Source organism: Hyalangium versicolor (assembly GCF_020103695.1).
GTDB classification, from domain to species: domain Bacteria; phylum Myxococcota; class Myxococcia; order Myxococcales; family Myxococcaceae; genus Hyalangium; species Hyalangium versicolor.
In genome coordinates this window covers 97,625-110,265 of sequence record NZ_JAHXBF010000037.1, presented here as the reverse complement: position 1 = coordinate 110,265, position 12,641 = coordinate 97,625, and the positions used below count along the sequence as shown (strand labels likewise).

At 68.5% G+C, this 12,641-nt stretch carries 10 protein-coding genes; 5 read left to right on the top strand and 5 right to left on the bottom strand.

Annotated elements, in window-relative coordinates:
- Positions 1-1,769, top strand: a 1,769-nt coding sequence (locus tag KY501_RS46975; RefSeq protein ID WP_373691727.1) for a tetratricopeptide repeat protein, incomplete at its 5' end; no start/stop codon positions are given.
- A gap of 10 nt (positions 1,770-1,779) precedes the next feature.
- On the opposite strand, the gene KY501_RS46970 is transcribed toward KY501_RS46975, so the two are convergent.
- The gene (locus tag KY501_RS46970; RefSeq protein ID WP_224371619.1) at positions 1,780-3,204 is read right to left on the bottom strand and encodes a serine/threonine protein kinase; all 1,425 of its coding nucleotides are present in this window, start codon (positions 3,202-3,204) and stop codon (positions 1,780-1,782) included.
- A gap of 80 nt (positions 3,205-3,284) precedes the next feature.
- Positions 3,285-4,394 carry an AAA family ATPase gene (locus KY501_RS46965; protein ID WP_224371617.1) on the bottom strand — a complete coding sequence of 370 codons (1,110 nt, stop codon included), beginning with the start codon at positions 4,392-4,394 and terminating at the stop codon, positions 3,285-3,287.
- Between the two features lie 533 nt (positions 4,395-4,927).
- Here KY501_RS46965 and KY501_RS53495 point away from each other — a divergent pair.
- Positions 4,928-6,721, top strand: coding sequence for a response regulator (locus KY501_RS53495; protein ID WP_255637404.1), 1,794 nt, complete (start codon positions 4,928-4,930; stop codon positions 6,719-6,721).
- The gene (locus tag KY501_RS46950; protein WP_224371615.1) at positions 6,718-8,298 is read left to right on the top strand and encodes an LVIVD repeat-containing protein; all 1,581 of its coding nucleotides are present in this window, start codon (positions 6,718-6,720) and stop codon (positions 8,296-8,298) included. The genes KY501_RS53495 and KY501_RS46950 overlap by 4 nt, the downstream gene beginning before the upstream one ends.
- 3 nt (positions 8,299-8,301) lie before the next feature.
- On the opposite strand, the gene KY501_RS46945 is transcribed toward KY501_RS46950, so the two are convergent.
- From KY501_RS46945 to KY501_RS46930, 3 genes are all read right to left on the bottom strand, one after another.
- A complete protein-coding gene (locus tag KY501_RS46945; protein WP_224371613.1) occupies positions 8,302-8,580 on the bottom strand; it encodes a hypothetical protein in 279 nt (92 codons plus the stop codon).
- A 147-nt stretch (positions 8,581-8,727) separates the two neighbouring features.
- Positions 8,728-10,779, bottom strand: coding sequence for a response regulator (locus KY501_RS53800; protein ID WP_304608720.1), 2,052 nt, complete (start codon positions 10,777-10,779; stop codon positions 8,728-8,730).
- A gap of 56 nt (positions 10,780-10,835) precedes the next feature.
- Positions 10,836-11,213: a response regulator gene (locus KY501_RS46930; RefSeq protein ID WP_224371611.1), complete on the bottom strand. Its 378-nt coding sequence runs from the start codon at positions 11,211-11,213 to the stop codon at positions 10,836-10,838.
- A 283-nt stretch (positions 11,214-11,496) separates the two neighbouring features.
- Here KY501_RS46930 and KY501_RS46925 point away from each other — a divergent pair, with 283 nt between their 5' ends.
- Positions 11,497-11,823, top strand: coding sequence for a hypothetical protein (locus KY501_RS46925; RefSeq protein WP_224371609.1), 327 nt, complete (start codon positions 11,497-11,499; stop codon positions 11,821-11,823).
- Positions 11,824-11,952: 129 nt separating this feature from the next.
- Positions 11,953-12,192 carry a hypothetical protein gene (locus KY501_RS46920; RefSeq protein WP_224371626.1) on the top strand — a complete coding sequence of 80 codons (240 nt, stop codon included), beginning with the start codon at positions 11,953-11,955 and terminating at the stop codon, positions 12,190-12,192.
- The last annotated feature ends 449 nt before the right edge of the window (positions 12,193-12,641 follow it).

The following is a 12,641-nucleotide window of genomic DNA, read 5'->3' as shown; positions in this document are numbered from 1 at the left end:
CGAGTACAACCGCCTCTTCGCCCACCCGTTCACTTGGTCCTGGACTCGCTCCAAGATGCACGCATGGATGGACCGACACCGGTCCTGACTATGTTGAAAAACTTGTCGGACACTCCACTAGGTCTCATCTGCTGTGGACATTCGGCGAGGTGTCATACAGAGGCGGTGCCCTCGACCGTGCAATGATCGCAGCTGAGGAAAAGTTCCGAATCGATCATGCACGAAGGGATGAACGCGGAGTCGCGCTCGCCTCCGGGATGCGTGCCGACATCCTCCAGGCCCGCGGACAGCTCGATGAGGCCCTGCGCATCCGTCGCGAGGATGTGCTTCCCGTCTTCGAGAAGTTAGGCGACATCCGCGAGCGGGCCGCTACCCTTGGAAAAGTCGCTGACATCCTTCGGGCTCGCGGACAACTCGACGAGGCCCTGCGCATCCGCCGTGAGGACGTGCTTCCCGTCTTCGAGAAGCTGGGCGACATCCGCTCACAAGCCGTTACCCTTGGACAGATCGCCGACATCCTCCAGGACCGCGGACAGCTCGACGAGGCCCTGCGTATCCGCCGCGAGGACGTGCTTCCCGTCTTCGAGAAGCTGGGCGACATCCGCTCCCGGACCGTTGCCCTGGGTAAGGTCGCCGACATCCTCCAGGACCGCAGACAGCTCAACGAAGCCCTCCGCATCCGCCGTGAAGAAGTGCTCCCCGTCCTCGAAAAGCTGGGCGACATCCGCTCACAAGCCGTTACCCTTGGACAGATCGCCGACATCCTCCAGGACCGTGGACAGCTCGACGAGGCCCTGCGCATCCACCGCGAGGACGCGCTTCCCGTCTTCGAGAAGTTAGGTGACATCCGCTCCCGAGCCGTTACCCTCGGTAAGATCGCCGACGTCCTCCGGGTCCGCGGACAGCTCGACGAGGCCCTCCGCATTCGCCGCGAGGAAGTGCTTCCCGTCTTCGAGAAGCTGGGCGATATCCGCTCCCGGGCCGTTGCCCTCAGCAAGGTTGCCGACAGTCTCCAGGACCGCGGACAGCTCGACGAAGCCCTCCGCATCCGCCGCGAGGAGGTGCTTCCCGTCTTCGAGAAGCTGGGCGACATCCGCTCGCAAGCCGGTACCCTCGGACAGGTCGCTGACATCCTCCAGGCCCGCGGACAGCTCGACGAAGCCCTCCGCATCCGCCGCGAAGTGGAGCTTCCTGTCTACGAGAAGCTGGGCGACATCCGCGAACGGGCCGTTGCCCTCAGTAAGATCGCCGACATACTCCGGGCCCACGGACAGCTCGACGAGGCCCTCCGCATCCGCCGCGAGGAAGTGCTTCCCGTCTTCGAGAAGCTGGGCGACGTCCGCGAACGGGCCGTTGCCCTCAGTAAGATCGCCGACATCCTCCAGGACCACGGACAGCTCGACGAGGCCCTACACATCCGCCGCGAGGAAGTGCTTCCCGTCTTTGAAAAGCTGGGGATCATCCGCGAGCGGGCCGCTACTCTCGAAAAGATCGCCGACATCCTCCAGAATCGAGGACAGCCCGACGAGGCCCTGCGCATTCGCCACGAAGAGGTGCTTCCCACCTTCGAGAAGCTCGGCGACATTCGCTCATTGCTTATCAGGCGTGCCAACTTGGCCATGCTGCATCTCGCACGCAATCATGCGGGTGATCACGAGCGGGCTGTCGACCTGCTCCATCTGGCCCTCACGAAGGCCGAGGAACTCCGCATCCCTGAGGCAGAACAGATCCGGTCCATTCTCGAACGGATAGGTCAGACCTCTTCTTGAGTCATTCCCTCTATCGCGGCTCGGAGGTCGAGGGACGACGAGTCACACTGAGAATCGGTAGGTAGCAGAGTCGTTCCCATTCGTACTCTCCTTCTTTGCAGGGTGGCGTCGAGACCTCCGGACGCACCCAGCAACCCCCGTTGATCACCACCGCACTCCTTTGCTTGCACGGGGGCTTCGCCTGTCCCGGAAGTGGCTTGTCCGGCATCTCTCCCTCCAGCCCATCCCACGTGAGATCAGGCGGCTGCTCCTCCTGCGTGCTTGCCATGAGGGCCTCCGTCGCCAGTGAGGTGCCTGCATCCTCGCGGCCCTCATCTCGCACTGGGGGAGGCAGCTCTTCGAGTGATTGCGGTGGTAGGGGTATTTCCTGGTCGACTTGCGTGATCAACACGGCCGACGCCAACCCCACCGCTGACATCAGCCCCGCCGCGCTGGCCCAGGGCCATCTCGCTCCAACAGGCCGTGACGGCCCCGACTGGCTCCTTCGCGAGGCTGGGGGCATCGAGGCTCGCTGGAGGATGGGCTCATCGGCCTCTGCCCCGGCAGACCGCACAGCCTCCTCCAGGGCCTCGGCCACCTGGGCCGCGCTCCCTCGAGCCGTGGGTTCTTCCGCGAGCAACTGCCGGATGATCCCCGCCAGCTCCGGGCTCACGGTGACCCACTTCTCGGGCGGCTCGGAGTCCACCGTCGGAAACGACGGATCGCGCTCTCGGACCTCCGCAGGCACCCAGGGCGGTGGGTAGAAACCCGTCACGAGGCGATAGGCCGTGACACCCAAGGCGTAGAGGTCATCGGCCGGCCCTGGCTTGTAGTGCGCCCCCTGCGTCCTCCAGTAGCGCTCCTGGTAGCTCAGCGCCTCCGGACTTCGATAGCCCGGCGTCCCGGGCGGAAGCACCTCGCTCGTGATGATCGGAGCGCCTCGAAAGTCTCCGGCGCCGAAGTCCAGCAACGTGGGATGCATGTCTTCTGGCCGCACCAAGATGTTGTCTCCTTTTACGTCTCGGTGGACAGCCTCCGCCGCGTGCGTGGCCGCCAACGCCTTGGCCACACCCGCAAGCACTCCCATCACCTGCCGCGAACTAAGCTGCCGCCCTCGGGCCCAAGCATACAGGGGCTCGCCCTCGACCCAATCCATGACCAGGTAGGGAAAGGGACCGGAGGGATGCTCCCACTGGCCGGCGTCATGCAGGCACGGCACGTGTGGGTGGCGGACCCGACGCAGCAACTCCGCCTCTCGCACGAACCTCGGATCCCTCGGGTGGTGCGCAAGCTTCAGCGCGAAGGTGCCCTCACCCGGCCTGTCGAGCCGCTCGGCCCGGAACACCGTCCCGTAGGCGCCCCAGCTCCGCGACTTGAGCAGTCTCCAGCCTCCTACCACCCCCATCCCCAATGGCGGAATCGACACGGGCACTTCGACGGAAGGACGGCTGGGCATGAGGTTCCTCTTGGGCCAGGACAACCTCCCGGCACTCTACCTCATGGGTCCTCCGTTGGGAGGACTACCCTGCACGTGGCTCATTCCTCCTCGCGGCGCTCCGTGCCCTCCACCTCCGTGGCCCCCCCGTGCTTCACCAACCGCACCGCCTCGTAGCCCATGCGCCGCGTGATGGCCTCCGCCAATGGCTCCGCGTGCGTCGCCACCCAGATCTGGCTGTGCTTCGCCGCCTCCACGATGAGCCTCGACAACGGTGCCAGCAGGTCCGGGTGCAGGCTCGTCTCCGGCTCGTTCAACGCGATGAATGGTGGCGGACGCGGACTCATCAAGGCCGCCAACAGGCACAGGTATCTCAAGGTACCGTCCGATAGCTCGCTCGCCGCCATCGGCCGCAACAGCCCCGGCATCCGCATCGACAGGCTGAAGCGCCCTTGCGGCGCCTCCACCAACAATTCCGCCCCCGGGAATGCGTCGTCGATCGCCTTCGCCAGCCCTCGCTTGTCCCCTATCTCCCGGATCGTCCCCAACGCCGCCGCCAGGTCCCTCCCATCATGCGTCAGCGCCGTCGTCCTCACTCCAATCTGCGGCTGCCTCGCCGGCGCCTCCAGGTCTGTCCGGAACTGGTGGTAGAAGCGCCACGCCCTCAGCGTCCGCTGCACCTCCGACAACCTCGGGAACCGCTGCGGCTCGGCCAGCTGATCCAACACCGACTCCGCGCTCCACAGCTGCGTGGGGAACGTCACCCGCTTCCCCTCCGCATCCCTCAAGAACGCCGTCCGGTCCTTGCGCTCCATCAACACCGCGCGCCGCCCCCCCACCAGCGCCCACAGGTATTCCTCCTTCACCTCCGGATCCAACACGAACAGCGTCCCAGGCTCCGAGGGATCCGCCGGAACGATGCCGCAGCTCAGCTCGTACGCCAGCTCGTCATCCAGCGTCACCCCGATGGTCATCCGCACCGGCTTCTTCTTCTCGCGCGGACCCGCCCACACCACGCTCGGCGTACCGCCCTCCTCCGCCAACGTCCTCGCCAGCCGCCCCTCCGCCGCCGCCTGCAACAGGTACAGCGCCCGGTACAGGTTCGTCTTCCCGCTCCCGTTCGGCCCCACCACCACCGTCACCGGATGCACCGGCAACTCCAGCGCCTTCACCGAGCGGTAGCCCGCTATCTCCAGCCGCGTCACTGTCATTGCCGTCTGAGCCCAATCAGGTCCAAAGACGTTCTCTCACGACTGCTCCAGGTGGCGCTGCAACCCACTCCTCTCCTTTATATGCGGGACCGACTCCTGGGGTGTGGGGACGTGTAGTTGCACGGCCAGTGCCCTCAGGAAGCCCGGCAGGTTCGAGAAGTGAGTTCGATCTCCAGCCGCATGAAGAGGGACAGCGCTCAACCACCGCCGCGGTTCCAATCACCGGCAGCACTGCACCCTTCACCGCGAGCCTCGCGCGCTCCCCGAACGAGCGCGCAGCTCTGCTCCACCCGGAATTTCATGGGGGATCCAGCCATTCTCCGGGCAAACAGCGTTCTCGGATCTTCCAACTGTGGGAGCCTGGAGTGCCCGTCTTCCCGAGTGATAGCAAGCTAGCAGGCATTTCCACCCTCCAGGCGCGGACAGCACGTCAGTCCTCGTGCTAAACCTGTGGGCACGGGTGCTCCCCGCACCCGCATCCTCGCCTCACGAGCCCGACGACCCTCATGGCCGAGCGTGGTGTCGCAGAAGAGATGGCTCAAGCCCTCGCCACCGTCCGCGAAGGCTTCCGCTCCAGTGCGTCCGAACGGTTGAGCCAGATTCGCCGCCACGCAGAGGCCTGGAAGGCCGGCACGGTGGGCTCCGCCGCGCTGCTCCAACAGACCGTCCACACCCTGCGCGGCACCGCCAGCACGCTCGGATTCACCGAAGTCGCTCGGATTGCCAGCGAACTCGAAAAGCTCGCCGAGGGCGAGTCCCCTCCCTTCACCCCGCGCGTCACCGCGCTGATCCAAGCCCTCTCCGAGGCCTTCGCCCACCCGCCCAGCACCCTGCCGCTCGTGCCCCACAAGCCCCGCGTGCTCGTCCGCCTGACGGACACCGCTCTGGCCTCGGACCTCACCCGCCACCTCGAGGCCCTCGGCCTGGACGCCATCGCCGCCTCCTCCGAGGAAGAGGCCGTGCGGCTCATCACCTCCGAGCGCCCCGTGGAGCGCGTCGTGGTGGGCCCCACCCTGCCCACCTCGCTGCGCGGCGCCCTGCGCTCGCTGAACGCCCCGCCCCCCGTCGTCCTGCTCGTACCCACCGCGGAAGCCCGCAGCCTGCCCCGCGAGGGCGCCGATGCGGTGCTCTCGCTCGGCACGCCGCCCCAGGTGCTCGCCAAGGAGATCGTCTCCATCCAGCGCTCCAGCCCCGCGCGCTTCCGCGTGCTCGCGGTGGATGATGACTCGGCGGTGCTCGCCACCGCCCGCGCCGTGCTGGAGGCCGCCGGCATGGAGGTGGTGACGCTCAATGATGGGCGCAACCTCTTCTCCAGCCTCCAGCGCCACCACCCGGACCTGCTCTTGCTGGACATCGGCCTGCCCTCGGTGGACGGCTACGAGCTGCTGACCCAGGTGCGCGGCGATCCGGCCTGGCGCTCGCTCACCGTCATCTTCCACACCTCCCGCGACGCTCCGGCGGACCGCGTGCGCGCCTTCCAGCTCGGTGTGGACGACTACCTCATCAAGCCCGTGGAGCCCGCCGAATTGCGGCTGCGGCTCATGGCCCACCTGCAGCGCCGCACCCTGCTGCGCGCCTCGGCCGAGAAGGATGGCCACACCGGCTCCACGGCCTCCCATGGCTCCAGCCCGGAGCGCCCCTTCAGCCCCTCGCGGATGGAACAGACGCCCTCGCCCAGCCACCGGACTCCCACGCCCTCCTCGAGCGCCGCCTCCCGCCCCCACGTCCCCGCCACCACTCCGCTGCCACCGCCACTGACCCGGCCTGCCAGCCCCCCTCGCCCGGACAAGGAGGGCGCTGCCCTCCCCACCTCCCGTCCGTCCCTTCCTCCCGTGAGCACCCCCACCCAGCCTCCCGTCCGCGCCGCCCCGCACACTCCCAGCGACGGCGGCTCCGCGCCTCCCCGTCCCGGCTCGTCCTCCCGCGCCGGAGATGGCTCGCAGTCTCGCTCCCACCGCATCCTCGTGGCGGATGACGAGCCCGCCCTGCGCCGCGTGCTCCAACGCCTTCTCGAGCAAGAAGGCTATGTGGTGGAGACCGTCGAGGATGGCGAGGAGGCCCTGGCCCGCCTGCTCAACCCCAACCTCACGCCCGTGGACCTGCTGCTGCTGGACGTGCACATGCCCCGGCGCTCCGGCATCGAGGTGCTGCGCGCCCTGCGCGAGGCCTCCTCGCCCGTGCGCTCGCTGGTGCTCTCGGCGCGCATCCGCGATGAGGACGTGATGAAGCTGTACAGCGAGGGCGCGGTGGACTTCGTGGCCAAGCCCTTCTCCATCCACACGCTGCTGGCGCGCGTCACCCGGCTGCTGCCACCGCGGACCCCATGAGCCTCCATCCGCGCCGGGCCGGTGCGTGCCTGGTCACCTGCTGTGCCCTCCTCCTCGCCGGCTGCTCCTCGAAGCCCGAGGTCCCCGAGACGCCTCCCACGGATCCGTCGGACCCCGGCGATGCGGTGGACACCGGGTCCCTGGCGCCGTGCAGCTACTCCACAGGCAGCTCGGCGGCATGCGGAGACCTGGCGGCCTTCAACCTGGAGTCGTGCGACCGTGGCTCCCTGGAGCGAGCCCCCACCTCGGGCGTGTTCATCCTGAAGAGCCGCGTGGAGACGAGTGCCTCGCCCACGGGCGGCATCCTGTTCGCCAACGCCATGCACCTGGTGGATGACGGAAACCCCAGCATCCTCCTGGGCGGCCCGGCCACCACGGAGGCCCGGCAGGGTTCCTCCTTCTACATGACCCGGGAGGCCACGCTGTCGAACGGGGATCTCAGCCGGACCGCGTACGCGGGCTGCCAGGTCTCCAGCTCCCAGCACCTCACCGGGTGCTACGTCAACTGCCGCAACGGGCGCGTGCGCTCCTACGGCACCTTCGAGGCCCTGCGCGCCGCGTGGCCCGAGGGCGAATCGGAGTCCGGAGGGCTCGAGCTCGTCTCCGAGTCCTTCGTGTCCCTGGGCCTGCCCGCGGACATCTACGTGGCCAAGGGCTACGCCTACGTGGTGTCGCTCAACGCGAACGGGCGCACCGGCGGCCTCACCGTTTTCGACGTGGCCGACAAGGCCCACCCCGTCTTCCAGCGCACGGTGACGATGCCCGGGGACAGCTACTGGAACGGCGTGTGGTCCAAGGGGGACGCGCTCTACGTGGCCAGCGCCAACCACGGCGTGCTCGTCTTCGACATCTCGAAACCCGCCGAGCCGGTGTTCGTGCGCAACCTGCCGCAGGATGCCATCGACGTGCACACCGTCTTCGTGGAGGGAGACCGGCTGTACGCCATGTCACCGGATCCCCACGTCGAGACGCTGATCTTCGACATCTCCCAGCCGCTGTCCCCGGTGCTGCTCACGCGCTTCAGCGTGCCGGGCGGGCAGAGCACGGGCTATCCGCACGATGCGTTCGCCTACCAGGGGCGGCTGTACATCAACCACTGGAACCTGGGCTACATCGTCACCGACGTGAGCAATCCGTCCCAGGTCGAGGTGGCGGGCCGGTACGTGTACGCGAACCAGTCCAGCCACGCCAACGCGGTGGGCACCTTCAACGGGCGCACCATCGCCTTCGAGGGCGGCGAGGGCTACGACGCGCACCTGCGCGTGCTGGACGTGACGGATCCGGCGCATGGGGTGAAGCTGGCCGAGTGGCGGCTGCGGCCCCAGTTCTCCATCCACAACATGGTGCTGGTGGGCACGCGGCTCTACATCGCCCACTACCAGGAGGGCGTGCGCGTGCTGGACGTGTCCAACCCCTCCGAGCCCAAGCAGATCGCCTGGTACAACACCTTCCGCGAGACGGACTTCCAGCGCGGCTACAGCTTCTACGAGGGAGCCATCGGCATGCGCGTGCCCGGGGACGGGTACGTGTACACGGTGGATACCTCGCGCGGCCTGCTCATCTTCCGCGAGCCATGAACGCTACGCGGCCTCACCCGCCTTGTTCAGGGCTCGCGCCACGCGGTGCAGCGTGAGGATGCGCGCCACGTCATCCCGCGTGTACTGCATCTCGAAGCCCGCCACCGTGAGCATGTGCGGACCCTCGTCCGACTCGTACGGCGTGCCCTCCACGGCCAGCAGATCCATCACCCCCTGCAGCACCTGGAAGTCGTCCGCCGGCACGCAGCCCACCTCCTTCCAGGCTTCGGGGGAGAGGTCGACGCGGTAGTACGGTGGGAGCGCAGTGGGTGTGCGAGGCATAGAGGGTTCCCGAAACACTCCCATGCTCACTGCAAGTCGTACGCCGGGCACGCCCTTCGAAAAATCCCGGGGTTGGATCAGTTCGTTGGTGCTCGTACTGAATGATCTTCAGCCCCCCATTTGTAAGAAATACGTCTGATGGGGGCTTCAGCCACCTTCGATCTCGATGCGGTTGCGGCCGTTGTCCTTGGCCCGGTAGAGCCGCGCATCCACCACGCGCAGCAGCGTCTCCGCGTCCCCGCCGTCCTTGGGGGCCTCGGCGATGCCGGCGCTGAAGGTGACGTGGAAGGGCTCTCCGCGCTCGCTCTCGAAGGGAATCTGCGCCAGCTCCGCCGCCGTGCGCGAGAGGATCTCCCGCGCGCTGGCGGCCGTCTCTCCCGTCAGCACCACCAGGAACTCCTCGCCGCCCCACCGGCCGCGCAGATCCTCCCGGCGGAAGCGCGTGGCCAGCAGCCGCCCCAGCCGTGACAGCACCTGGTCCCCCGCGAGGTGGCCGTGCGTGTCGTTCACCCGCTTGAAGTGATCCACGTCCAGGAAGCACACCGCCAGCGGACGCTGCTGACGCTGGCTCTCGGCCAGCCGCGCACGCAGGGCCTCCAGCAGCGGCCGGCGCAGCAACAAGCCCGTGAGCGCATCCCGCTCGGAGCGCTCGCGCGCCAGCCGAGCCCGCTCCAGCCGCGAGAGCACGCGCGCGATCAGCTCCTCGCGCAGCACCGGCTTCGTCACGTAGTCGTCCGCGCCCGACTCGAAGGCCGTCGCCCGGAACTCCTGTCCCAGCTGCGCCGTCAGCAGCAGCACCGGCAGTTGCTGCCACGCGGGCGTGGAGCGCACAAGCCGACACAAGTCGAAGCCGCTGGGGCCCGGCACGTCCACGTCCAGCAGCAGCAGGTCCGGCCGGTGCTCGGCCAGCGCATCCAACAGCCGGAAGGGATCCTCCATCCACACCAGCTCCACGTGGAGCCCCACCACCGCCTGCCTCAGCGCGCGCCACGTGGCCTCGTCATCCACCAACACCAGCACCCGCGCACGCTCCGGACGCCGGGCCGTCACCAGCCGCTCCACCGCTCCCGTCAGGTCCGCCGCCGTGAAGGGCTTGGGCAGGTACAGCGAGCCGCCCGCGTGCGCCGCCGCCACCCGGTGCGCGAAGTCTCCCTCGTGGCCGAAGAAGGCCAGCGGCAACCCCTGCGAGCTGCCCTCGCTCCGCAGCCGAGCCGCCGCCTCGAAGCCTCCCTGCGGCCCCCCCAGGTGCACGTGCAGCAATGCCCCATCCAGCCACTGCTCGCGCACCCGCTCCAGCGCCTCTTCCAACCCGTGGGCCAGGACCACTTCCACTTCCTGGTCCTCGGCCATCTTCGCCACTTCGTTCAGCCACACCGGATCGTCGTCCACCACCAACACCACGCCCTCCGCGCTCGCGGGCATGGGCGCCACCGGGGAGTTCCCCCTCTGCGCGCCCGCGCCCTCCGTGCTGCCCGGAGGCGCGATGGCCTCGGCGATGCACTCGGCCAGCTCGCCCAGCGCCGCCTCGATGGACTCCCAGTCCACCGGTACGCCCTCGCGCGCCGGCCTCACCTTCGCCTCCAGCCGCCCCGCCGCCTCGCCCACCGCGAGGAAGCCGAACGAGCCCGCCGAGCCATGCATCTTGTGCGAGTCGTAGTACACGGCCTCCACCGCCTCGGCGGAGCCGGCCCGCGCCTTGGCCACTGACTCCGTCAGCGAGGCCAACCGGCGCTTCATGTGCCGGGCATAGTCCGCGGTGGCCGCCGCCAGCTCGGCCGCCAGCTCGGGGGGAATCACGGGCTTCGGCGGGGGAACGAATGCGCGCGGCCGCGCCGCCAGCGCCTGCTCCACCCAGATGAAGAGCTCCTCGGGCGTGTACGGCTTCTGGAGGATGCGCGCGATCCCCAGCTCCTTGAGGAGCGACTCGCGCCCCTTCACGTCCTTCCAGAAGCGCGAGGACAGGAGGATGGGCGTCGAGGGCCCTCCCCGGCGCAGCTCGCGTAGGAAGTCCAGGTCCACCATGCCCGGCAGCTGGCTGTCCACCACCACCACGCTCACCGGCATGCGCGCCAGCACCGCCTGGGCCTCCGCCACGCTGCGCCCGGTCTCCACCCGGTAGCCCCGCTCGCGCAGGTACACGGGCATCACCGCCTGCAGCTCCCGCTCCTTCTCGAGGAAGAGGACGGTCCCACCGCTCATACAGGCTCCCCGAGCTGGGGCTTCACCATCGGCGTCATCATGATGGGGATGGGGCCTCAGGAGGACGGCAGCAGCCGTTTGATCTCGGCCGGCAGCAACATGGGATCGAACGGCTTGCGGATGACTCCGGCGGCGCCCAGCTCCATGTAGCGCGCCACCTCCTGCTTCTGGATCTTCGCCGTCATGAAGATGATGGGCGTCTGCGCGAGGACTTCCTGGGCACGCAGCCGGGCGAAGGTGCTCGGCCCATCCATGCCCGGCATCATCACGTCCAGGAGGATGAGGTCCGGCCGCTCGTTGACGGCCTGCGTCACCGCCTCGGCTCCCGAGGCTGCGAGCACCGTCTCCCACCCGCCCACGCGACTCAGGCTCAGCCGACCCACCGTGCGGATGTCCTCCTCATCATCCACGAGCAGCACCTTGCGAATCGGCATGTCGATCCTCGGTCATGGGGGGACGTGACACGGCGGCTGGCTGCTCCGACGTCTCACCTCGGCTGGCCGGAAGCTAGCGTACCCCGGTGTCATGCCTTGCGTGTCACGGCACGTGCACTCCGGGCTTCCGAGATATGGACTCCGGGTGCGTCCCCCAGGGAAGACCGTGGGAAGATCTGCCCCTCCGTCCTACGCCTGCCCGCCTGCCCCGGGGCCCTGCATTGCTGACAGATTGCCGCCCGGGCGCCTCGCCATGACCGTTGCTGTCGGGAGGACTTCCATCATGGCGACGCACGACACCCAGAAGCCAGGAACCCAGCCAGCCGAGGACATGTTCGGGCGCCCCACGGCCCCGCGGCATGACGAGCCCGCCACCCGCCCCGTCAAGGACGCGCCCGGACAGCAGGCGCCCGGCGAGGAGCACTCGGACACCCGCAAGAGCACGGGGGAGGAGCACTCGGACACCCGCAAGAGCACGGGGGAGGAGGACGACGAGCCCCGCCGCGAGGGCATCGACGAATTGCCCGATGGGGACGGCCCGCGCAGCGACCGGGGCAACAACCCGCTCCCGGACACCTACTGGGCCAACCATCCCGGCGGTAAGAGCTAGCACGGTCCCCCACTCGCCCGCGGTGTGGTCTCCCAGGACGAAGCAGACGGGAACCCGGCGTCCATCCGGAAGGAGGGCCTCGGTGTAGCGACGCAGCTATGGGCGTGGGCACTCACCCTGGCGTAGCGGGTGGCGGTGGGGCAGGTGGCGGTGACGCTGGAGAAGGAACAGCCGCAGGCGGAGGAGCAGGCGCGGGTGGAGGAGAAGAGGCCGGTGGTGGCGACGACGCGGGCGTACCGGTGCCCGTGTCCGGTGGGGGAACGGCAGGTGGGGGCGTTGGCTCGGGCGAAGGAGGGCTCGGGGAGGGGGCTGAAGGTGGCCCTGCTGACGGGACTGGGGCCTCGGCTACCACCTCGCCTTGGGGAGTGACTGCGTAGACATAGTGCCAGTCGAGCACGCGCCCGCGTGGGCCGCCGCAGCGATTGAAGTGCTCGTCCACCACCACGTAATAGAGGCCCGGCGTTGGGCCCGTGAAGACGGCGACATCCAATCCCTGCTCGGGACTGGAGCATCCCCAGAAGAGTCCAGGATCTGTATTGGTTCGCACCATCTCGCGGATGGCGGCCGCCGCAGCGAGCGCGGCCCCCGCCTCCGTGAGAGGGACGACGGTCTTGACCGATTGCTCGTCTCGCCCGGTCTCGGGCCACACCACCTCTCCCTTCCAGGAGGAAGCGGGCCTGACACAACCGGGAAGCGTCGCTGCGAGTGCAGCCAGTGCACACATCTTGATCATTTCTTTCCTCCATCGCACCCGGCACCAGAGCGCTGGCCGCTGCGTTTCATAGCCCCGATGCTCCTCAAGGCTTGATTCTCTTCTG